Origin of the sequence: Synechococcales cyanobacterium CNB (genome assembly GCA_030263455.1) — a bacterium.
GTDB lineage: Bacteria > Planctomycetota > Phycisphaerae > Phycisphaerales > UBA1924 > CAADGN01.
In genome coordinates this window covers 1-20,952 of sequence record SZOZ01000016.1, presented here as the reverse complement: position 1 = coordinate 20,952, position 20,952 = coordinate 1, and the positions used below count along the sequence as shown (strand labels likewise).

Sequence of the window (20,952 nt, the reverse complement as noted above, 5' to 3'; positions counted from 1 at the left end):
GGGGGGGGCGTGGAGCCTTCGGCTTCGGAACTCGCCGGCGATGATGCGCACGGGTCCAGCAAACGCGGCCCGGCGCTGCGAGTCAAGGGCGGGCGTGACGCTGGCAGGACTGGGCGCGACGGCGGAGACGACGATGCCGCTCTTCCCGGAGGAGGAGCGGCGGCGCTCGCTGGCGCGTGCGATCGACCGTGTGAACGCGCGGCACGGCCGACTAACGGTCTACACCGCGTCGATGCAGGGGGGGCGAGCGAGCGCGACGGGCGGGATCGCGTTCGCGAGCGTGCCGGACCTGGGCTTCTCGGACACGGTGGCGTGATGAGGGGCTGTGGGCGAGCCGGGTTGCGCCCGAGAACGGAGGGCGTGGTGATCGTTCGTATGCGTGGACTACGGCGATGGGAGACGAGAGGTGAAGGACTTCGTGGCGTGGTGGATCCCGGTGTCTGCCGGCAGGCCGAGGAGTTCCGGGTGGAGGTATCTGCCCTGTAGCTCGGGGGTCTTGTCGATCTCGGTCGGCGCGCCGTATGCGCGGAGGTAGGCGTCGTTGCGGGTGGCGTCGATGCGCCAGGAGACCTTCAGGCCGGGGGGGCCGCCGGCGATTCGGAATCGGTTGTCGCGGACTTCGTCGGCGACGTAGAGCATGGGAGCCGGGGCGCCGATGGGTGTCAGTTGGTAGCGGAAGTCACGGTTGATGGCCTCGAAGTAGTCGGGGAGGTCCACCCACGCCTGTCCGCTATCGTCGAGAATGACGTTGCCGGTGTAGGCGTTGACGGGTTCGGGGCCTTCAGTGCAGTAGTGGCGCAGGAACTTGTTGGCGGGGTCGAGTGGATGGTCGATCTCGAATGACTTGGTGCCGGTCGTGACGGAGTTGCCCTCGGCATATATGGCGACGGCAGGCGCGGAGGCGACGGCGTAGAGGCCTCGTGCGCCAGAGCTCGTGCTGGTGCAGATGGCGAGGACGCCCATGGTGGCGCCCGTTGACGCGCTGGCATGGCCTGAGAGAGCGATGCCCGCGGTGCTGTCGGCGCGTCCCGCGACGCCGTAGGCAAGCCCACTGAGAACGGTTGAGTGGCCGAAGACGGCGGTTCCGTGCGTGCCCTCGGCGATTCCGTAGACGCCGTAGGCGGCGCCGGCGTCTCCGACCTTGCCGAGAACGCCGGTGGCGCCGGATGTGCTCGTGGAGAAGCCGTAGACACCCGCGCCCTGGCCGCTGTTGGTCTGTCCCACGACGCCGTGGGCGACGCCGGTGGTGCGTGTGGCGATCCCGTAGACACCTCGGCCGCTGGTGCTGTCGCTGCGTCCGAACACGCCGTAGGCGCCGCCCGTGGTCGCGGTGGCATAGCCCAGCACGCCGCGCCCGGTCGTGGAGGCGGACTCTCCCCAGACGCCGTAGTTCGTGCCACTGGTCTTTCTGGCGATGCCGAAGACGCCGCGTCCGTTCTGGCTCATGCTCTCGCCGTAGACGCCCGTGGTCGTGCCGGCGGGAGCACTGGCGAGGCCGTAGACCCCGCGGCCGCTCGAACTGTCGCTGCGTCCGAACACGCCGTAGGTGCTTCCGGATGTGGCGGTTGCGACGCCGAGCACCCCTCGACCGTTCGGCGATGCGGTCTGCCCCCAGATGCCGTAGTAGAACTGGTCGGCGGCGATGTTGGTGCTTTCCGCCAGGATGGCGACCGGCCCGAGCGTCACGACGTGCAAGGGGCGCAGCGGGTTCGGGGTGCCGATGCCGACGTTCCCGCACAAGTAGTAGATGGTGTTGCCGCTGATGGTCCAGTCGCACGCGCGGCCGCCGCCGTCGGAACCACTCCCGCCGCGGTCGGCGAGGTGTTCGGTGGATCGTTCCCCGCCGTGCCTTGCGCTGCCGGTTGAGGTATTGCTTTCGCCGGGACGGGCGAGCGCGACCGGGACGGCTGGCCGGGACGGCCCGAGGTGGTGTGTGGGTTGAGGCTCCCGCGCATCGCGCGACTTGTCCTGGGAATCGGTGTCAGCGGTCTCGCGCCGGACGAACGCGACCGAGGAGGTGTCGAACCGCTGCCGCCCGTCGAGGAGCGCGTACTCCCCCTGACCGGAGGGCCAGCGCACCGCGACTTCAAGCCAGACGAATCCGACGCCATGGGAGAGCAGCGTTGGGGGGAGTTCGAGCCGGAACCATCCCTCGCGGACGGGCACCAGGTCGTAGGCCGCGGGTCCGTCGATGAGGGTGCCCGCGACGGGACGGTCGAAAGCCCAGAGAAGGAAGTCCACGTCTCCGTCGACGGGCGCGCCCAGCCAGACGAGCTGACCCTCGTAGACGAGGCGCGCCTCGTGCGAGGGAGGTTCGAGGCGCGGAACGGGCGTCGGATCGATCGTGCCGGCGTCCTGGCCGGGAGCGTGCGTGCCCGCGCAGGCGATGACGATCGTCAACAGGATGCATGACCGGCGCATGATCGGCTCCTTGCGGCGGAAGCGTGGCGCGCCGCGGCAGGGGTAGGTCGCGCGGTCGCGTCAGATCAGGCTACACGCGAACCGCGTGCGGCACAACGCGAACGCGCCTGATCGAGAGGAGCGGCATCGATCTGCGGATATGCGGATATGCGGAGTCGGCAACTCCATCATTGGAAGCTTGCGGTCGGCGCGGCCTCGGGCCGGGGTGTCCGGTCTACTTCTTCGCGTCCCCCCGCGCGAAGATGCTCGCGACGTAGTTGAGCACGTCCGTGGCGCTCGTCTCGTTGTAGCCAAACTGCTTGATGAGGCGCTGCTTGACGACGTCGATCTTCTGCTGCGTCTCGTCGTCGACGACGGAGGAGACGAGGTTCTTGAGCTTGATGGTGTCGCGTTGGTCCTCGAAGAGCTTGAGTTCGAGTGCCTTGTAGAGGCGGGCGTTGGTGTTGTACTCGAACTTCTTGCCGTCGAGGGCGAGGGCGCCGATGTAGTTCATGATCTCCTGTCGGAAGTCGTCCTTTCGGCTCTCGGGGACGTCGATCTTATCCTCGATGGAGCGCATGAGGCGCTCGTCCGGTTCGTCGTACTTGCCGGTGTACTTGTTGAGGACGCGCTCCTTCTGGGTGTAGGCGCGCACGTTCTCGATGTAGTTGGCACAGAGGCGCTTGATGGCCTCTTCGTCCGCGCTGATGGCCCGCTGGACCTCGGCCTTGATGACGTCCTCGTACTCCTCCTTCACGACGGAGAGGAGCTCGCGGTAGCGTTTGCGGGTCTCCTCGTCGGTGATGAGGGAGTGGTGGCTCAGGCCGCCCTCGAGTTCGTTGAGCACCATGAACGGGTTGATGCACTTCTCCTCGAGGGCCTGGCGGCTGACGAGGGCGTTGCTGATCTTGTCCTGGATGTAGCGGGGGCTGATGCCGGTCATGCCCTCGCGGGTGGCTTCTTCCTTGAGTTCCTTGACGGCGTCCTCGGTGAAGCCGGGGATGCTGCGCCCGTTGTAGAGCTTCATCTTCTGGAGGAGGGAGAGTCCGGCCTTCTTGGGTTCCTGGAGCCGCGTGAGGACGGCCCACATGGCTGCGACCTCCAGGGTATGCGGGGCGACGTGGACGTTGCGGATGCGCTCCGGTCCGAAGTCCTTCTGGTAGATGCGGATCTCGTCGTCGAGGCGGATGTTGTAGGGGACGTCGATCTTGATGGTGCGATCGCGGAAGGCCTCCATCATCTCGTTGGACTGGAGGCGCTTGTACTCGGGTTCGTTGGTGTGCCCCAGGATGACCTCGTCGATGTGGGTCTGGGCGAACTTCTTGGGCTTGATGGTGTGCTCCTGCGTCGCGCCGAGCAGGTCGTAAAGGAAGGCGACGTCGAGCTTGAGGATCTCGATGAACTCGCAGACGCCGCGGTTGGCGATGTTGAGTTCGCCGTCGAAGTTGAAGGCGCGCGGGTCGCTGTCGCTGCCGTAGAGGGCGATCTTGCGGTAGTTGATGTCGCCCGTGAGTTCGGTGGAATCCTGGTTCTTCTCGTCCTTGGGCTGGAAGGTGCCGATGCCGACGCGGTCCTTCTCGCTCAGCACGACGCGGCGGACGCGGACGTGCTCCATGACGCGGCGCCAATCGCCGTCGTAGAAGCGCATGAGGTCGTCGTAGATGCGCCGGCTGAAGGGGTCCGGCTCGCCGTAGATGCGGACCTTGCCGTGGTGGTGGCGCGGGCGGTAGTGGGCGTTGAGTTGTTCGAGCAGCGGGGCGCGGGCCTCGCGCGGGACGAGCACGAGCGGGTCCTCGTGCATCGGCGAGGGGAAGGCGTGCGTGCGGACGGCCTCGGCGTGGTTGCCCTCCTGCGGCGTGACCTCGCAGCGCTCGTCGAGGAGCCAGGAGAACGAGTAGAGCGCGCCTTCGGGCGTGCGGGAGTAGTGCTCGACGCCCTTCTTCAGGAGGCGCGCGATGGTGCTCTTGCTGGAGCCGACCGGGCCGTGCAGGAGGAGGATGCGCTTGTCGGTGCCGTATCCCTCGGCGGCGGAGCGGAGGACGTCGACGAGTTCCATGAGGGCGAAGTCGAGGCCGAAGATGGCGTCCTGCCCGTGGTCGAAGGGGTCGGAGAAGAAGTGGTAGCGAATGCAGTCGCGCTTGAAGAGGCGGTACTTCTCGAAGCCGTGGGCGAGGATGGCGTCGTAGAGGCGCTGGTAGGCGTTGCGCGCGACGGCCGGGTTCTGGGCGCAGAGGTCGAGGTAATCCCAGAACGTGCCGGTCCAGTTCTGGTCGTGGTGCGAGGCGCGATCGACGCGCGAGGCGATCAGTTCTGCCAGCTCGCGTCCCGCGCCGCGCGCGTTCTCGCTCGAATGATCGGATGACGGATGGCGCAGTTCGGACATCGCGTTCCTCCTCCCCGGCGGGCGTCTCCCTCCACTCCGGGGAGATGCCGACGGCTCAGAACTTCGATGCCCGGACGACGCCCTGCGGCGTCGGCCCGTCGCTTCCATGCGGCGGCCCGAGGGCCAGTCCCTGCGCTCTACCAACTCGTCCTATCGGCGGTTCCGCCACGACGGACAAGACCGAACCAGAACCCCTCTCCATAGATTCGATACGAGGCCCGGTCGGGTTCGGGTCGGGCAAAATCCGCCCGATCATGCCCCGACCCGAGCCTCGACCGGCAGGCCGGCGATACGGGGGTCAGCGGCCGGTGAACCAGCGGGCGAGAGCGTGGAGGGTCGTCTGGCGGCCGATGTCGGCGATGGATTCCGTGAGGGGGATCTCCTTCGGGCAGACCTTGACGCAGTTCTGGGCGTTGCCGCAGTCGGAGACGCCGCCGGGGCCGGTGAGGGCTTCGAGGCGTTCGCCCTTGAGTGTGCGGCCGGTCTCATGGGCGTTGAAGAGGCGGGCTTGGCTGAGGGCGTGCGCGCCGACGAAAGCGGTGTCCCACTTCGTCTCGTCCTCGACGAGGAGGAACTGCGGACAGGCTTCGAGGCAGCAGCCGCAGGACATGCAGGTGGAAAGCGTGTATCGGAGGGCTTGCTTTTCGGGTGTTTCGCGGGGGCCTGGGCCGCGGTCGAAGGTGTCGTCGATGGGCGCCCAGGCGCGGACTCGTGCGAGGGCGTGGAAGAGCCGGGAGCGATCGACCCAGAGGTCTCGCACGACGGGAAACTTCGACATGGGTTCGAGAGTGATGGTGTCGCCGTTGCGTGGCGCGACCTGATCGATGAGGCAGGAGCAGCTCTGTCGCACGCGACCGTTGATGACCATGGTGCACGCGCCGCAGACCTCTTCGAGGCAGTTGGCGTCCCAAACGACGGGTGTAGTGCGGCGGCCTTCCTCGGTAACGGGGTCGGCCGCGATGGTCTGAAGGCAGGAGATGACGTTCGCGCCCGGCTCGACCGGGACCATGAACGACTCCCAGCGCGCGGGTTTGCCAGGGCCCTCGCAGCGTCGGATGCGGAGGCGGACGGTTCGCTTGGCGGTGGCTGTGGCAGTCATGGCGGGTGGGTCAGGGATGAGGCGGGGCGGAACGGACGGCGTCGACAAGACGCTTGAACGGATCTCGCATGGTGGCGGGCAGGCGGGCGGCGAAGGACTTGTCGAGTGGGACGCGGCGGATCAGTTCGACTACGTCTGCAAGATCGCGGGTACGGTCGAGGCGGTCGAGTCCCGCGTGAAGCTTGAATCGGATGAGGTCCGGCAGGCTGACGATGGTGACGCCGTGGCGCTGCTCAATGGCGTCGGGGCGGGAGCCGGTCTCGACTGCGGTGACGAGGTGGATGGGCACGCCGTCAAGCGCGTGCATGCGACGGTGCGCATCCCACGTCGCGCCGGCGGCGCGGAGCGCATCGGCGGCGGCCTTCTGTGGATCGTCGGCGAAGAGATCGACATCCTCGGTGGTGCACCGGTAGCCGTGGAGAAAGACGGCGACGCCGCCGGTGACCGGCGCGTTGGTCGCATCGGCGGCGCGGGCCGCGACGTCGAGCGGGTGAGAGCCTTCGGAAAGCATGCCGAGGGCGATCTCCTCGTTGAAGGTCAGGGCGCGGCTCATGGCATCCTATCGAGTGGCGGACGCGGTGGTACGTGCTGATGGCGCTGTCTTCGGCTGCCCCTCGACGCGCCCGTAGGTGCGGGCGCGCGGGCGGACGAGCGAGGTATCGACGGGGACGAAGGTGATGGCGTGGTGGTCGCGCTCGGGCGAGTCGGCGTTGGGTCGGTACTCGGCGACGCTGGTGCGCAGGAAGTTCGCGTCGTCGCGCTCGGGGAAGTCGAGGCGGAAGTGCGAGCCGCGGCTCTCGCGCCGGAGCAGGCCGCCCTTGGCGATGACCTCGGCGAGGATGAGCATGTCGCCCACGGCGCGGGCGTAGGAGAGGGCCTGGTTCGACCATGCCGCGGCGTCGGCGAGGCGGAGGTGCGAGTAGCGTTCGCGCAGCTCGGCGAGCGTGCGGAGGCATTGTTCGAGCCGGGGCCCGGTCTTGACGACGGTGCTGGCCGCCGTCATCTCCACGCCGAGTTCGCGCCCGATGATGTAGGGATTCGTGGCGGGATCGACGGCGGGGTCCGCCCGCACGGAGTCCAGCAGCCGCTTCGCCTTCACCTCCTCTCGGCGCACAACGGCGTCGTAGTCGCTCTGCGGCACGGTGTCGGCGGGTGGGGTCGAGTCGTCGCGGCAGTAGTTGACGACGGACGTGCCGCAGAAGAGGCCGTCGAAGATGCAGGAGAGGAGGGCGTTGGCGCCGAGGCGTGTCGCGCCGTGATAGGCGAAGTTGACCTCGCCGAAGGCGTACAGCCCGCGGATGTTCGTCATGGCGTTGTTGATCGCGCCGGGCTTCATGCCGCGTCCGGGCGTGGCGTCGATGGGGGGGGCATCGCCCGCGCGGTGCTCGCCGGCGGGCGCGGCGGGCCTGTAGGAACCGGGCGTGTAGCCCGTCCACAGGCCGCCCATGGAGTAGTGGACGGAGGGGAAGATGCGCATGGGCGCGTGGCGCGGGTCATCGCCGACGAACTTCTCGTAGATTTCGAGGATGCCGCCGAGCTTGCGGGTGAGGTACTCGGGATCCTTGTGGGTGAGGTCGAGGAAGACCTGGTTCTCGCCGCCGACGCCCATGCCCTGGTTGACGCAGACGTCGAAGATTTCGCGGCTGGCGATGTCGCGCGGGACGAGATTGCCGTACTTCGGGTACTTCTCTTCGAGGAAGTACCAGCGTTCGCTCTCGGGGATGTCGCGCGGGGGGCGGTTGTCGCCGCGTTTGCGGGGCACCCAGACGCGCCCGCCCTCGCCGCGAGCGGACTCGGACATGAGCCGGCACTTGTCCGCGCCGGGGATGGCGGTGGGGTGAACCTGGATCATCTCGGCGTTGGCGTACCAGGCGCCGGCCTGATAGCAGCGGCTTGCCGCGCCGCCGGTGCAGATGAGGGAGTTGGTGGACTTGCCGAAGATGAGGCCGCAGCCGCCGACGGCCATGACGACGGCCTCGGCGCGGAAGGCGCGTACCTGCATGGTGCGCATGTCCTGGGCGACGATGCCGACGCAGCGGCGTTCGTCGCCCTCGCCGATGACGACGGGCCACAGGAACTCCCAGAACTCGAACTTGTTGACTCTGCCGTCGGTCTCGTGGCGGCGGACCTGCTCGTCGAGGGCGTAGAGGAGCTGCTGGCCGGTGGTCGCGCCCGCGAAGTGCGTGCGTTTGAAGAGCGAGCCGCCGAAGAGCCGCAGGTCGCGGAAGCCCTCCGACGTGCGGTTGAAGGGGACGCCCATGCGGTCGAGCAGGTCGATGATGCGCGGCGCCCAGTTGCACATCTCGAGGACGGGCGGCTGGTCGGCGAGGAAGTCCCCGCCGTAGATGGTCTCGTCGAAGTGCTGGTACTCGCTGTAGCCCTGCTGGCGCGCCACGTCGTTGCAGGCGTTGATGCCGCCCTGGGCGCAGACGGAGTGCGAACGTTTCACGGGGACCATCGAGAAGAGATCGACGGGGAGTCCCTGCTCGACGATGCGGACGGTCGCGGCGAGTCCGGCGAGCCCGCCGCCGACGACGATGACGCGGGGTTGGGACATCTCAGCGTTCCTCCCTCGCATCGGCTTGGATCGCATCGCCGGGTTCGACGAGCGCGCCGCGCTGCCGCAGAACCTCTTCCTCGACCAGCCTCGCTTCGCGCGGGTCGAGCGTGGCGAAGCCGACGACGGCGGACCAGGCGAGCGCCATCAGTCCTGCTCCGATCGCAAGGCAGACCATGCCCCATCGCTTCTGGGCCTGTGCCGAGATGGTGATGCCCCAGGTGATGGCGGCGGTCCAGAGGCCGTTGGCGAAATGGAAGACCAGCGCGGTGACGCCGAACATGTAGAACGCGGCGACGGCCAGTCCCCAGCGCGTCATCCCCTCTTCACCCCCCTGGATGGCTGCGGCGAGGGTCGAGGCGGCGTACTCGTGGCTCCATCGCGTGCCGCCGGGGACGAGGAACGTCCATCCCCAGCGCAGCGTGGCGACGTGGTAGAGGATGAAGAGGAAGCCGATGTAGCCGGTGAGCCGCTGTAGGGCGTAGCGACGGTTCGCCTGGTATCGGTAGCGATCGACGTTGGGCCGACCGGAGAAGGCGTAGTAGAAGCCGAGGATGGAATGGAAGGCGATGGGGATCCAGAGGACGAAGATCTCGGTGAGGAGGAGGACTGGGAGAGAGTGGATGAAGTGGACCTCGTGCTGGAAGGTGCCGATGCCGCCGCGTGCGCTGTCGATGCGTCCCCAGACGATGGAGGCGTTGGTGGTGAGGTGGATGATGAGGAACGCGCCGATGGGGATGACGCCGGAGAGGGAGTGGAGGCGCCGGAGCAGGAAGTAGTGCCGCTCGAACCAGGGGTGTGCCACGGGTGAGGCCCTGCGTTGTGCCGCGGGAGTGCGGGTGGGAGTGTAGTGGCCAAGGCACAAGTTGCCAAATGACCAGATGGCACAGGAGCAACAGGCGACGCGGCGCGAGTCGTCCGGGTGGCGGATCGTGCGAACCGGATATGACGGATCAGGAGAGCGGCGGCACGGGGGGCGGCGGAGCGCTCGCGCCCGCGCCGGCCTGCGACGCCGCGGCCGGGGTGATGCGCCCTTCGCGGACGGCGCGTTCGAGGGCCTTGGCGACTTCGGCGAACTGCATGCGGAGTTCGTAGAGCACGCCGGCGAGGAGTTTCTGCTCGGCCTCGTTCAGGTTGCCGCGGGTCTTCTCTTCGAGGACGCCAAGCAGGTCGACGTGGACCTTGGCGACGTCGAGGGCGACCATGGCGCGGCCGGTCTGCGGGTCGGGGTACGCGCCGAGGTACATGAGGGCCTGCGTGGCGAGCAGGCGCACCAGGTCGTCGAAGCAGATCGGCCCTTCCGGTTCGGCGTGCGGGTCCGCGCCCGGTGCGGGGCGCGGCTGCGGCGCGGCCGCGGCGCGGGCGCGCTCCTGCTCGGCGAGACGGTCCTTCTCCGCCTGGGCCTGCGATTTCCAGTCGGAATCCACAATAATGATCTTCGGCTGGTCCGGGTCGGGCATCGGGCGTCGCCCCTTTCAGGTATGCTTTCGGGGGATGGTAGACGCGGCACCGGGGCGATGCCCGGCTGCGCGGGAGAGGACGGAGGCTCCGGTCGTGCGAGTGAGAGCGGTGCGGGCTGCGGTCGCGGGTGCGCTGGCGTGCGTGGCGTTCGGGTGCGCACAGAAGAACCTGCCGATCGGGCTGGGTCAGTCGTCTCGGACGGTACGGGCCGAGGAGTTCGCGGGCGGCGCCGCCGCGCCGGCAGCGACGGCGCCCGAGCCGGCGCACGAGGCCTCGCCCGAGTTCACGGTGGTGACGCGAGAGGTCGCCGAGGGGGGGGTCATCGGCATCGACGACCTGCCGGGGAGCGAGCCGGCGTCGGAGCGCGAGTACGACGAGGCGGCCGCGATGCTGCGCCGGACACCGGCGGGCGGCGCGCGGTATCTCGTCGACGCGAAGGTTGGCGACCTGAACGGCCGACCCATCTATGCGCGGGCGTGGCTTGAGCAGATCGGCGACCGGCTGCGGGCGCGGTCGGCGGAGCTGCCGCGGACGCAGTGGCGTGCCTTCGCGGAGAGCGAGATCGCCGAGCGTCTTCGCAGCGAGCTGAAGGACCAGTTGCTGCTGGCCGAGGCGCGGGCGTCGCTCACGCCGCAGGAGAAGCAGGGGCTGCGGGCGTTCCTGGAGAAGTTCGAGTCTGACGTCGTGAGCGGGGCGGCGGGCAGCCGAACGCTGGCCGAGCGGCAACTCGCGGAGGAGCGCGGCATCACGCTCGAAGAGGCGCGGCGCGAGCGCGAGCAACTGGTGCTGATCCAGGAGCAGTTCCGGCGCGAGATCGCGTCGCGCGTGCAGGTGCCGTGGCGGGACATCCGGTTGGTTTACGAGCGCAACGAAGGCGTGTTCAACCCGCCCCTGCGGGCGGTGTTCAGGCAGATCCGCGTGCGCACAGCGGACGCCGATGCCGTCGGGCGTGTGACCGGGGCGCTCGACGAGGGCACGCCCTTCGAAGAGGTGGCGGACCTGGAGATCAACGAGCGCCGCGACCCGGTCGAGCGTGAACTGTCGGGGCCGTTCGAGGCGGAAACGTTCTTCGGGCTGGATGCGCTGAACGAGGCCGCGCGCGGGCTGGTGCCGGGGGCGTGGGCGGGCCCGATCCAGGCCGGGGCGTTCACGTACTGGGTGTACTTGAAGGACGTGCGCAGCGAGGCGACGAGCCTGTACGACGCGCAGCTCATCATCCAGGAGGAGCTGTATTCGCGACGGCTGCGAGAGGAAGAGACGAAGTATCTCTACAAGTTGATCCGCCGATCCGGCATGGACGACTTCGCCAACGTCGTCAAGCGGTTGGCCGACGTCGCGGAAGTCTGGTACTACCAGCCCGGCGGGGCGAACTGAGGGCAAGGGCATGCTGCGGCGGCTGCTCGCCCGCTGGCGCGACGTCAAACCGCCCGGTCGGGCGGCGCTCGGCCGGCTCGGCGAGCGCGCGGCAGCGCGGCGTCTGCGCCGGGCGGGGTATCGCGTGCTCGGGCGCAACGTGCGCGTCGCCGGCGGCGAGGCGGACATCGTGTGCCTCGCGCCGGATCGCACAACGGTCGTGATCGTCGAGGTCAAGACCAGGTTGCGGCGCGGGCGCGGCGGGCTGTCGGACACGGTCCCCGCGGAGGCCGCCGTGAACGCCGACAAGCGGCGCAGGCTCGGCGCGATTGCGCGGGGGCTGGCCCGGGCGAACGGCTGGTCGGATCGGCCGGTGCGAGTCGACGTGGTCGCCATCGACTGGCCGTGGAATGAAGGGGAAGGTCTCGGCGCACCGAGGATGAAGCACTACGTGGGAGTTTGATCGGGGGTGCGAGAGCGTGATTGGCCGGGAGTGGCGTCAGGCGGTCTGGGGATCGGCGGCGAGCCGCGCCGCGCCGCGTGCGGCGTGATGGAGGTCGTCGCCGGCCGAGAGACGCCAGGGAGCGCGTGCGAGCGTGGTCAGGCCGGTGTCGATGCGCTGGCGCAGAGCGGCGAACACCGGGCGAAGCGCGATGCCGACACCGCCGAGGAGGCACACCTCGTCGGGTCGGTAGATGGCGTGCGCGATGCGGATGGCACGGGCGAGCGCGCGAACGGCGGGGTCGTTCTCCGTGAGCGACGCGGCGATCTTCTCCGGCTGCTGGCCGAGGCGGCGTGCGAGCGCGGGCAGGCCGACGTAGGCCTCGAGTGTGCCGAGTGCGCCGTCGGGGCCTTGCGGCGGGGCGTCGTCGAGCGTGACGTCGATCTGCCCGAGGTGGCCGGGGCCTTCGCCCGTCAAGCGGAGAGGCCGTCCGTCGTCGAGCACGCACGCGCCGACGCCTGTGCCGAGCGAGATCGCCAGCAAGCGACCGGCGATGCCACGCGACCGCTGCACGTCGATGGCGGCGGCGTGCGCGTCGGTGGTGACGGTCAGTCGCAGCGAATCCGGCACGACACCAAGCGAGCGCGCCGCCAGATTCCGCAGGTCCGCGCCGACCAAGCCAGGCAGGTTCAGCGCGGCCCGGACCACGGTCGAGCCGGGATCGCGCACGCCGGGCACGCACATCCCCACAGCCTCGGGAGACTCGTCCGGCGGCAGCCCGAGCGCATCGACAGCCTCGCGAAGCGCAGCGGCGATCCGCTCGGCGTCGGGGCGTTCGTAGGCCGCGCTGCGAGCGAGCGCGATCGTCGATCCGTCCCGCCGCAGCGCGGCCTTGACGCTGGAGCCGCCGACGTCCAGGCCGAGCGCGATCATCGCTCGCTCTCGACGATGACGCCGCGCTGCCGCAGGTAGGCGATCAGGTCGTCGCGCAGGGCCTTGCGCTTCGCGATCGTCGCGGCGTCCTTCGGTTCCTCGGGGTTCGCGCTCTCGAAGAAGGCGTGGTACGCGAAGAGGCAGTATCCGCGATCCAGCCCCGCGAGTTCGATCTGCCGTGGGGTCTGTCCCGGGCCGTGCCGGAACGAGCCGACGCCCGGCGAGATCGGCCGCCCCGGCGCGGCGTCGCGCCACGCGCGCAGGTCGTCCGCGAACTGGCGGTCGTCCGTCGTGTAGACCATCGGGATCGCCCTCGCGAGCGTCCGCTCGCGCAGCCAGGCGTCCGACTGCTGCAACTGCTGCTCGCGCGCCAGGTCGGGGCGTCGCCAGACGGCAGCGGTGAGCGCGACACCCGGGCGTGCCAGCGCGGCCTCGGCGGCGATCCGGCGCACCAGGTCCGTGATGCGCGACGCGATCCACTCGCGGTACGCGGCGCGGTCGCCGGTGGATTCCACGCCGCGCCGCCCCGTCGCGGCCCTGAACATCTCGATCGAGCGTGGATCGCCGGGGTAGAGCGTCCTGCCGTCCATCGCGTCGGCGACGAAGCGGACGTAGTCGAGGTGCAGGCCGTCCACCGCGTAGCGGCGCACGATGTCCCTCGACACCTCGACGATGTGGTCGTGCACCTCGGGCAGCACCGGGTTGAGGATGACGTAATGGTCATTCAACGGTTGCGCCTTGCCCTCGGCGTCGTGCAGCCTCCACTGCGGGCGCGCGTGATAGAGATGGCGCGGGTTTGCTGGGGGCGTCGTGCCCTTCCACACGGGGAAGACGTTGATCCAGGCGTGGATGCGCATGCCGCGCCGGTGTGCCTCCCGCACCGCCTCCGCCAGCGGATCGAACCCGGGCGAGGTCGAGCCGGCGGGCCGGTCGGCGAGAAGTTCGCCCCCCCACACTTCGAGCCTGCTCTCGTAGAAGGCGTCCCCCTGGCCCCGCACCTGGAAGAAAACGTCGGTGGTGGCGATCGCGGCTGCATTCGCCATGATCTGCCGGACGTCCTCGCGCGTCCGGTAGTCCCACCGTGTCACCCAGAGTCCCCGGAACTCGCTTGTTGGCGCGGGCTGTCGGGGCGCGACGGCCGCACACCCGGGCACGAAGGCGAGCAGCACGAGCACGCTTATGACAAAATGGAGAATCTTCATTGCGGGCAGTGTAACCGACCGCCGCCGGACAAGGCCCGAGAGTGCGCAAGCGGCCGCTTACATGCGAAATATCCGGCAGTTTCCGGCACGCGCCGCGCGCCGCATCCGCTATCTTCAAGCCCCGGTTGCGTATCACGGTGGAACGCGTGGCACCCGGGGCGGCAACCTGGCACGCGCAAAGGGGTGGCGCCATGAGCGCGGCGATCGGTTTCAACAGCATCGGTGATTCCGGATCGGGGTCAAGCCTTTTCGATCGTGTGATGCGCAAGACTGCTCGCCGGGCGAAGGCCGAGCCGTTCCGGTGTGCGTCGTCGCGGTGCGCGGTCGTTGTCGGACCGAGCGACCTGACCAGGGACGATGCGCTCCAAGGCGTGTACGCGCGGTGCCGACGCGCGATCGACCTCGGCGCGGACGGGCTGCTGATCGACCTGAGCGGGGCGACGCACGCGGACACCAAGGCGGTGGCGATGGTGTCGGCGGTGGCGCAGCGGGCACGTCGCGCGGGCATCCCCGTGGAGGTTCGGTGCGGCAAGGTCGTCCGCGACTGGATGCGCGTCTGTCGCGTGGAGCGGTACTTCACCCTTCGCGATTGCTGAGCGATGCGTCTTTGTTTGCCTTGGGACGTTCCATCACACGGATGGTCATCGGCCTGCCCAGCGCGCGGGCGACGAGTTCGCCCCGAGTGTGCGCCTTCAGCTTTCGGTGCAGGCTCTTGACGTGATCGTGGACAGTGTGCGGGCTGCGCGAGAGCGCCTCGGCGATCTCACGCACGCTCAGGCCGTGGGTCAGTGCCTCGAGGACTTCCTGCTCCCTGGTGGTCAGCCATGCGCCCTCGGGGGTCAGCGCAACTCGGGCGCGTTCGGCGAGCAGGGGGAGCGCGGCCCGCAGAAGCGCGGCGGACTCCGGCCGCGGCGGCGTGCCTCCATGCCGGGCGATCAGCGCATACAGCGACGCGAGCGGGGCGCCGTTGCCGCGCGGGGCGAGCACCGGAGCGAGGCCCACGACGGGCTCACCGACCTCGACGCCGTGCCAGACCGCGCCGATCGGTCCGCTGCGCCACGCCTCGCCGCCGGCCAGTTCACCCGCAGCGCCGCAGACGGTACGGCCGTCCCACGCGGGCCTGGTGTCGATCCCCACGCCCGCGAGCGAGAGCAGGTTCGAGCGCAAAACGGCGAGGGCGCTTCGTTCGGTTTCTTCCGACACTGCCGCGCCCGCTGCCTGGTGGGCAACGATGCGCCCCACCGGGTCGATGTTGACGATCCCGCAGGCAGCGCAGTCGCCGAGCGAGATCAGCACCCCCGCGGCCCGCTCGCACCAGTCCGGCGTGGCGACGGCGGGCAGTCGCTCGATCTCCTGCGCGATCCGCGCGATGGCGGTCAGCATCGGCGTGGCTGATGGTGCGGTCGGATGCATCGTTGGCCTCCCGGAAACAGGGGGTCGATGTCAGCCACCCGGTACCCTCGGAGTGTATCGGCTAACTCCATATCGAATGAACGCTGATACCGTGCATGATCGAGCAGAGTTCGATTCGGTCCTGAATGTCCGAAACTCGCGTGCCGCCGCGTGTTTCACCTGCGTTCCCCACAGTTCTGTGGGAAACTCCTCGCGATATCCGCGGTCGCTCGCACGAATGTGCGCCGGTTGCCCGCGCAGGATTCCGGCGCGGAATCTCGCGCATATCCTTCCCGTCCGTCGTCGCGGGACACCCCCGGCGGTGCGGAAGGCCACCCGATCAGGGGGATCACGCGGCATGAGCCGGACCGACAGGCCGACACAACAGGGCACGCTCGGCGCGGACGCGCGGATACTCATCGTGGGCGCGGGGCCGACCGGGCTGGGAGCGGGATACCGCCTGCGCGAACTCGGCCATCGAAACTTCGTGATGGTCGAGCGCGATGACCACGCGGGCGGTCTGGCCAGCAGTTACGTCGATGACGCGGGCTTCACCTGGGACGTCGGCGGGCACGTCATGTTCAGCCACTACGCCTACTACGACGCCTGTTTCGATGCCATGATGGGCGACGAGTTCACGCTCAACGACCGCGAGTCGTGGGTCCGCATGATGGGCCGCTGGGTGCCCTACCCCTTCCAGAACAACGTCCGCTACCTCCCCAAGGAGGTTGCGTTCGAGTGCCTGAGCGGTCTGATCAAGGCCCAGACCGGGCGCGGCCCGGTGGCCCACCATTCGCAGGCCCGCAACTTCGGCGAGTTCATCGACGCGGTCTTCGGCGAGGGGATCGCACGCCACTTCATGCGCCCGTACAACTTCAAGGTCTGGGCGCACGCGCCGGAGATGATGAACAAGACCTGGATCGGCGAGCGAGTCGCCGTGCTCGACGTGGACCGCGCCCTCCGCAACGTCGTCCTCGAGCAGGACGACTACGGCTGGGGACCGAACAACCGCTTCAAGTACCCGCTGCGCGGCGGCACGGGCGAGTTCTACCGCCGCATCGGCGCGACGCTCGGCGGGCACGCCCGCTACGGACGGTCGCTCGTCTCGATCGACCCCGTCGCGCGCGCCGCCGTCTTCGACGACGGCAGCGCGGAGCGCTACGACGCGCTCATCTCCGCCGTCCCGCTCGACGTGCTGGCGCGGGACATCGTGCGCGGCGCGCCGGAGCGCGTGCGCGAGGCCGCCTCACGCCTGCGACACTCGGGCGGGCACATGGTCGGCGTCGGCATCCGTCGCCCGTGCCCGAGCACGAAGAGCTGGATGTACTTCCCCGAGGACAACTGCCCGTTCTACCGCGTCACGTACCTCTCGAACTACTCGCCGCACATGACGCCCGACACGGATCGGTACTACTCGCTCCTGTGCGAGACCAGTTTCAGCGAGTTCAAGCCCGTGAACGAAGCCACGATCGTCGAGGAGACGATCCGCGGCCTGGAGAACGCCGGGCTGCTCGAACCCGGCGAACGAGACGACATCGTGAGCGTCTGGCACAGGCGGGTCGAATATTCCTACCCGACGCCCACGGTGGACCGCGACGACGTCCTGAGCGTCGTCATCCCGTGGCTCGAGGCGCACGGCATCTACTCGCGCGGCCGCTTCGGCATGTGGAAGTACGAGGTGAGCAACACCGACCACACGCTCATGCAGGGCGTGGAGGTCGTGAACAGGCTGCTCTTGGGCGAGGCTGAGACGACGATCGGCCTTGTCTATGCGACGACCGCCGACGGACGTGAAGCCGCGACGCACGAGCGCCCCGCGCACGCCGGCTCGGGCGAGAAGCGGCTTGCCGAGCCGAAGCCCGTCGCGGACACGGGCGACCGCGAGGAGGCCTCGCTCTCGGAAGAGGAGCTGGGCGTGACGAGCCGCGACGGCTGAAGGCCGGGAGGTCGCGATGGCGGAGCACGGGCGCGTTCCGTCGTCTGCCGTCGAGCGTGCGTGGCATGCGATGTCCGCCGAGCGAGCGTTCGAGGCGCTGGGGGCGTCGCCCGAGGGGCTGACGAGCGACGAGGCGGCGCGCAGGCTCGGTGAGTTCGGGCCCAACGAGGTGCCCCTGGCCGGCGCGGCCGCGTGGTGGCGCATCGTCGGACGCCAGTTCGCAAGCCCGCTCATCTACCTGCTGATCGCAGCCGGCACTCTCTCGGTGGCGATCGGCGAGCACACCGACGCCGGGTTCATCTTCGCCGTGGTCGTGCTGAACGCCATCATCGGCACGATCCAGGAGTGGCGGGCCGAGCGCAGCACGCAGGCACTCCAGCGGTTGCTCTCGCTGCGCGCAGCCGTGGTGCGCGACGGCGAGGTGCGCGAGATCGAGGCCGCCGACGTCGTGCCGGGCGACGTCGTCGTACTCGAATCGGGCAACCGAGTTCCCGCGGACCTGCGGCTCTTCCACGCGACGGGGCTGGAGGCGGACGAGTCGCTGCTGACGGGCGAGTCCGTTGCGGTGCACAAGGACGCAGCGTGGACGGGCGAGCCGGGGACGCCCGTCGCCGATCGGCGCAACATCGCCAACGCCGGCTCGACCATCGTGCGCGGGCGCGGGCGCGGCGTGGTGGTGGCGACGGGCGCCGACTCCGCGGTCGGCCGCGTGGCAAGCGAGATGCTCGGCGCGGAGGCGGGCAGGCCGCCGCTGCTCGTGCGACTCGACCGCTTCAGCAAGGTCGTGGGCGTCGCCGTCGTCATCGCGGCGTTCGCCGTGGCGATCATCGGGATCATCGGGCAGGACCGCGCGCCGACGGAAATGGTGTTCTTCGCCGTCGCGCTCGCCGTGTCGGCGATCCCCGAGGGGCTGCCGGTTGCGATCACGGTCGCGCTCACGGTCGCCAGCCGGCGCATGGCGTCGCGCGGCGTGCTGGTGCGCCGGCTCGGCGCGGTCGAGGGACTCGGCTCCTGCACGCTCATCGCCAGCGACAAGACCGGCACGCTGACCTGCAATGAACTCACCGTCCGCGAGGTGCGCCTCGCCTCGGGCGCCGTGCTGGCTGTCTCGGGCGAAGGCTTCGTGCCCGATGGCGCGGCCGTCCCTCCGGAGGGGTCCGCCCCCGTGGACCGGGACGAACTGGACGCGTTGGCACGCGCGGCCTCGCTCTGCAACGAGGCGGACCTGCACCGCGATGACGGGCGGTGGCTCTGGCGCGGCGACCCGACGGACGTCGCCCTCCTCGCGTTGGCGCACAAACTGGGCGCCTCGCGCGATGATCTCCTCGACCGCCACCCGGAGATTACGCGCATCGCGTTCGAGCCGGAACGGCGCTACGCGGCGACATTCAACGAGGCGGAGGGCGGAGCGAGGGTGTTCGTGAAGGGTGCGCCGGAGCGCGTGCTCGAGATGTGCGCGGACCTGGGAGGGCCAGAGGCCGCGGGTCTGCGCCGCACGGCGGAGGACATGGCCAGGCGCGGCATGCGCGTGCTGGCGATCGCGGAGGGGGCAGCGCCGGCGTCGCTCGACCCTGCGCGCGCGCCTCCCGAGCCGGCCGGGCTGCGCCTGCTCGGGTTCGTCGGCATGATCGACCCGCTCCGCCCGGGCGTTGCGGAGGCGGTGCGCGCGTGCCGGTCGGCGGGCATCACGGTCAGCATGGTTACCGGCGACCACCCCGTGACCGCGCTCGCCATCTCGCGCGAACTCGGACTTGCTGAGGACGCTTCGCAGGTGGTCACCGGGGCGGAACTGGCACGGCTCGACGGTGCGGCGCTGGCGGAGACAATCCGGCGGGCGCGCGTCTTCGCTCGCGTCGCGCCGGAGCAGAAACTCGACGTTGTGAAGGCGGAGCAGGCGGCAGGGCACTTCGTCGCCGTGACGGGGGACGGCGTGAACGACGCGCCGGCGCTCCGGGCCGCGAACATCGGCGTGGCGATGGGGCGGGCCGGGACGGACGTCGCCCGCGACGCGGCCGACCTCGTCATCACCGACGACAACTTTGCGACGATCGTGGCCGGCGTCGAGGAGGGACGCATCGCCTACGACAACGTGCGCAAGTGCGTCTTCCTGCTCATCTCGACGGGCGCAGCGGAGGTTGTGCTCGCGCTGCTCGCCGTCGGCATGGGCACGCCCTTGCCCCTGCTGCCCGTGCAGCTGCTCTGGCTGAACCTCGTGACGAACGGCATCCAGCACGTCGCGCTCGCCTTCGAGCCGGGCGAGGGGGACATCCTCGAGCGCGAGCCGCGACCGCCGAGGGAACGCATCTTCAACCGGGTGATGATCGAACGGACGCTGGTGGCGGCGGCGGTCATGGGGTGCGCCGCGTTCGCGGTATTCAACCACCTGCTCGCCCTCGGCTGGTCGGAGGCCGAGGCCCGCAACGCGATTCTCCTGCTCATGGTGCTCTTCGAGAACGTCCACGTCGGCAACTGCCGATCGGAGACCGTCTCTGCCCTGCGGATGTCCCCCCTGCGAAGCCCGATCCTCTTGGCGGCGACGGCCGGGGCGTTCCTGGTCCACGTGGCGGCGATGCACACGCCCGGGTTGAACACGGTCCTCGGGGCCGGGCCGCTCCCCGTCAAGGTCTGGATCGTCATGGCCGGACTGGCCCTCACGATCTTCGTGGCGATGGAACTGCACAAGGTCTGGTGGCGCAGACGGATGCGCCGGAGGGGGAGATTCTGATCGCGCGGGGCCATGAGCGGGGGTATTCCCCGGGCTCAGATATGCGGTTCCTGCGGTCTGGATGAAACAAACCGTCCGAGCGGGTGGCACGGGCCGTTCCTTGGGGCACATTTCCACATCGAGCAGCGACGGCAGGAGGGTGCCGCCGCTGGCCGGGGGTGCGCCCGTGTGCCTCCCCCGGTGAGCCTGACCCGTTGGGATACCGGGCGGCCCCGTCCGTGGGGCGTGCCGAGGCGGCATGAGTGCGCTGACCCGCCATACCGAGTCCCCATTCCGCGCCGTGGACTGGGAGCCGATGGTGACCCAGATGCTCGACGAGCATCATCTGGTCGCCTGGAGCGGCGTGCCGCGCCGGCGCGTGCACTTCGCCGCCGCCCTCAGCCAGTTCCTTGGGGCGCAGCGCGACACCGAGGTCTGCACGTTCTACGGCCGCTACGTCACCGACCTGGAGAGTTTCTGCTACCAGTTGGAACGCGCCCTGCCGGGCGTGCCGCTGGAACGCCGCATCGACGGTTCGAGCGGGATCGCGGCCCTGCTGCGTTCGCGGCACACGTTCCGCCATCGCCCCGCGAGCAAGTACCGCTACTTCGTCTGGCACGACGCGGACGTGCTTCTCCGCGAGAACCACAAGTTGTTCGGTCGTCTGGCCGACGCGCTGGCGGGCGTGGCGGCGGAGGCGGAGTACGCGAGCGACGAACTGCTCATCATTCAGCGCACGATCTACGTCGGCGGTCCTCTTCTCGACGTCTACGCCGAGAACCGCCACGGTCAGTTCCGCGCGTGGTACACGGACGGCCACGGCGAGCCGTTCTGGAAAGTCGTCACCGGCCTGGATGCGCCCCCCGTCCTGCGCTACCAGATCGACCTGCTCAACAAGTGACCGAGAGGCGGGCGGGCCGTCGAACGAGAGACACGCAGCCCGGGTGCGCCCGCACCGGGCACGGAGGAGACGACGCCCACCCGCCCCCCGGTCACGCCCGCCCTTGACTCGCAGCGCCGGGCCGCGTTTGCTGGACCCGTGCGCATCATCGCCGGCGAGTTCCGAAGCCGAAGGCTCCACGCCCCCCCC

17 protein-coding genes are annotated in these 20,952 nt (G+C 69.5%); 7 read left to right on the top strand and 10 right to left on the bottom strand.

The genetic code is table 11. The annotated features are described in order from the left end of the window. The first annotated feature begins 40 nt into the window (after window positions 1-40). On the top strand, window positions 41-316 hold the full coding sequence (locus tag FBT69_13695; GenBank protein MDL1905843.1) for a hypothetical protein: 276 nt from the start codon (window positions 41-43) through the stop codon (window positions 314-316). A gap of 68 nt (window positions 317-384) precedes the next feature. On the opposite strand, the gene FBT69_13690 is transcribed toward FBT69_13695, so the two are convergent. The 7 genes from FBT69_13690 to FBT69_13660 form a co-directional block, all read right to left on the bottom strand. Beyond that, on the bottom strand, window positions 385-2,421 hold the full coding sequence (locus FBT69_13690; protein MDL1905842.1) for a hypothetical protein: 2,037 nt from the start codon (window positions 2,419-2,421) through the stop codon (window positions 385-387). Window positions 2,422-2,635: 214 nt separating this feature from the next. Next, window positions 2,636-4,783 (bottom strand): serine protein kinase, encoded by a 2,148-nt coding sequence (locus FBT69_13685; GenBank protein ID MDL1905841.1) that lies wholly within the window; start codon window positions 4,781-4,783, stop codon window positions 2,636-2,638. Between the two features lie 298 nt (window positions 4,784-5,081). Beyond that, window positions 5,082-5,882, bottom strand: a complete 801-nt coding sequence (sdhB, locus tag FBT69_13680) for a succinate dehydrogenase iron-sulfur subunit (protein ID MDL1905840.1) — start codon at window positions 5,880-5,882, stop codon at window positions 5,082-5,084. A 10-nt stretch (window positions 5,883-5,892) separates the two neighbouring features. Continuing rightward, complete coding sequence (locus FBT69_13675; GenBank protein MDL1905839.1) at window positions 5,893-6,435, bottom strand: hypothetical protein; 543 nt, start codon at window positions 6,433-6,435, stop codon at window positions 5,893-5,895. Between the two features lie 6 nt (window positions 6,436-6,441). Next, window positions 6,442-8,439 (bottom strand): succinate dehydrogenase flavoprotein subunit, encoded by a 1,998-nt coding sequence (gene sdhA, locus FBT69_13670; GenBank protein MDL1905838.1) that lies wholly within the window; start codon window positions 8,437-8,439, stop codon window positions 6,442-6,444. 1 nt (window position 8,440) lies between these two features. Next, a complete protein-coding gene (locus FBT69_13665) occupies window positions 8,441-9,244 on the bottom strand; it encodes a succinate dehydrogenase (GenBank protein MDL1905837.1) in 804 nt (267 codons plus the stop codon). A gap of 148 nt (window positions 9,245-9,392) precedes the next feature. Continuing rightward, window positions 9,393-9,899, bottom strand: a complete 507-nt coding sequence (locus tag FBT69_13660) for a DUF1844 domain-containing protein (GenBank protein MDL1905836.1) — start codon at window positions 9,897-9,899, stop codon at window positions 9,393-9,395. 94 nt (window positions 9,900-9,993) lie between these two features. On the opposite strand from FBT69_13660, the gene FBT69_13655 reads away from it, so the two are divergent. Together FBT69_13655 and FBT69_13650 are read left to right on the top strand one after the other, a co-directional pair. Further along, on the top strand, window positions 9,994-11,274 hold the full coding sequence (locus FBT69_13655; GenBank protein ID MDL1905835.1) for a hypothetical protein: 1,281 nt from the start codon (window positions 9,994-9,996) through the stop codon (window positions 11,272-11,274). 10 nt (window positions 11,275-11,284) lie between these two features. After that, the gene (locus FBT69_13650) at window positions 11,285-11,716 is read left to right on the top strand and encodes a YraN family protein (protein MDL1905834.1); all 432 of its coding nucleotides are present in this window, start codon (window positions 11,285-11,287) and stop codon (window positions 11,714-11,716) included. A gap of 36 nt (window positions 11,717-11,752) precedes the next feature. Here FBT69_13650 and FBT69_13645 read toward each other — a convergent pair whose 3' ends face one another. Both FBT69_13645 and FBT69_13640 read right to left on the bottom strand, forming a co-directional pair. After that, a complete protein-coding gene (locus tag FBT69_13645) occupies window positions 11,753-12,628 on the bottom strand; it encodes an ROK family protein (protein MDL1905833.1) in 876 nt (291 codons plus the stop codon). Next, window positions 12,625-13,830, bottom strand: a complete 1,206-nt coding sequence (locus FBT69_13640; protein ID MDL1905832.1) for a hypothetical protein — start codon at window positions 13,828-13,830, stop codon at window positions 12,625-12,627. The genes FBT69_13645 and FBT69_13640 overlap by 4 nt, the downstream gene beginning before the upstream one ends. A gap of 191 nt (window positions 13,831-14,021) precedes the next feature. Here FBT69_13640 and FBT69_13635 point away from each other — a divergent pair, with 191 nt between their 5' ends. Then, the gene (locus FBT69_13635) at window positions 14,022-14,426 is read left to right on the top strand and encodes a hypothetical protein (GenBank protein ID MDL1905831.1); all 405 of its coding nucleotides are present in this window, start codon (window positions 14,022-14,024) and stop codon (window positions 14,424-14,426) included. Here the strand turns inward: FBT69_13635 and FBT69_13630 are convergent. Further along, on the bottom strand, window positions 14,407-15,243 hold the full coding sequence (locus FBT69_13630) for a helix-turn-helix transcriptional regulator (GenBank protein MDL1905830.1): 837 nt from the start codon (window positions 15,241-15,243) through the stop codon (window positions 14,407-14,409). The genes FBT69_13635 and FBT69_13630 overlap by 20 nt on opposite strands. A 337-nt stretch (window positions 15,244-15,580) precedes the next feature. Between FBT69_13630 and FBT69_13625 the strand changes: the two genes are divergently transcribed. The 3 genes from FBT69_13625 (at window position 15,581) to FBT69_13615 (ending at window position 20,763) form a co-directional block, all read left to right on the top strand. Continuing rightward, complete coding sequence (locus FBT69_13625) at window positions 15,581-17,158, top strand: amine oxidase (GenBank protein ID MDL1905829.1); 1,578 nt, start codon at window positions 15,581-15,583, stop codon at window positions 17,156-17,158. A gap of 16 nt (window positions 17,159-17,174) precedes the next feature. Further along, window positions 17,175-19,883 carry an HAD family hydrolase gene (locus tag FBT69_13620; GenBank protein MDL1905828.1) on the top strand — a complete coding sequence of 903 codons (2,709 nt, stop codon included), beginning with the start codon at window positions 17,175-17,177 and terminating at the stop codon, window positions 19,881-19,883. A 238-nt stretch (window positions 19,884-20,121) separates the two neighbouring features. Further along, window positions 20,122-20,763 (top strand): hypothetical protein, encoded by a 642-nt coding sequence (locus tag FBT69_13615; GenBank protein ID MDL1905827.1) that lies wholly within the window; start codon window positions 20,122-20,124, stop codon window positions 20,761-20,763. The last annotated feature ends 189 nt before the right edge of the window (window positions 20,764-20,952 follow it).

What these genes read in the sequence shown, in the direction of transcription:
- FBT69_13650 (MDL1905834.1), top strand. Translation starts at nt 11,285, where the DNA reads ATGCTGCGGCGGCTGCTCGCCCGCTGGCGCGACGTCAAACCGCCCGGT.
- FBT69_13675 (MDL1905839.1), bottom strand. Translation starts at nt 6,435, where the DNA reads ATGAGCCGCGCCCTGACCTTCAACGAGGAGATCGCCCTCGGCATGCTT.
- FBT69_13625 (MDL1905829.1), top strand. Translation starts at nt 15,581, where the DNA reads ATGAGCCGGACCGACAGGCCGACACAACAGGGCACGCTCGGCGCGGAC.
- FBT69_13645 (MDL1905833.1), bottom strand. Translation starts at nt 12,628, where the DNA reads ATGATCGCGCTCGGCCTGGACGTCGGCGGCTCCAGCGTCAAGGCCGCG.
- FBT69_13690 (MDL1905842.1), bottom strand. Translation starts at nt 2,421, where the DNA reads ATGCGCCGGTCATGCATCCTGTTGACGATCGTCATCGCCTGCGCGGGC.
- FBT69_13635 (MDL1905831.1), top strand. Translation starts at nt 14,022, where the DNA reads ATGAGCGCGGCGATCGGTTTCAACAGCATCGGTGATTCCGGATCGGGG.
- FBT69_13695 (MDL1905843.1), top strand. Translation starts at nt 41, where the DNA reads ATGATGCGCACGGGTCCAGCAAACGCGGCCCGGCGCTGCGAGTCAAGG.
- FBT69_13615 (MDL1905827.1), top strand. Translation starts at nt 20,122, where the DNA reads ATGAGTGCGCTGACCCGCCATACCGAGTCCCCATTCCGCGCCGTGGAC.
- FBT69_13630 (MDL1905830.1), bottom strand. Translation starts at nt 15,243, where the DNA reads ATGCATCCGACCGCACCATCAGCCACGCCGATGCTGACCGCCATCGCG.
- sdhB (MDL1905840.1), bottom strand. Translation starts at nt 5,882, where the DNA reads ATGACTGCCACAGCCACCGCCAAGCGAACCGTCCGCCTCCGCATCCGA.
- FBT69_13660 (MDL1905836.1), bottom strand. Translation starts at nt 9,899, where the DNA reads ATGCCCGACCCGGACCAGCCGAAGATCATTATTGTGGATTCCGACTGG.
- sdhA (MDL1905838.1), bottom strand. Translation starts at nt 8,439, where the DNA reads ATGTCCCAACCCCGCGTCATCGTCGTCGGCGGCGGGCTCGCCGGACTC.
- FBT69_13685 (MDL1905841.1), bottom strand. Translation starts at nt 4,783, where the DNA reads ATGTCCGAACTGCGCCATCCGTCATCCGATCATTCGAGCGAGAACGCG.
- FBT69_13620 (MDL1905828.1), top strand. Translation starts at nt 17,175, where the DNA reads ATGGCGGAGCACGGGCGCGTTCCGTCGTCTGCCGTCGAGCGTGCGTGG.
- FBT69_13640 (MDL1905832.1), bottom strand. Translation starts at nt 13,830, where the DNA reads ATGAAGATTCTCCATTTTGTCATAAGCGTGCTCGTGCTGCTCGCCTTC.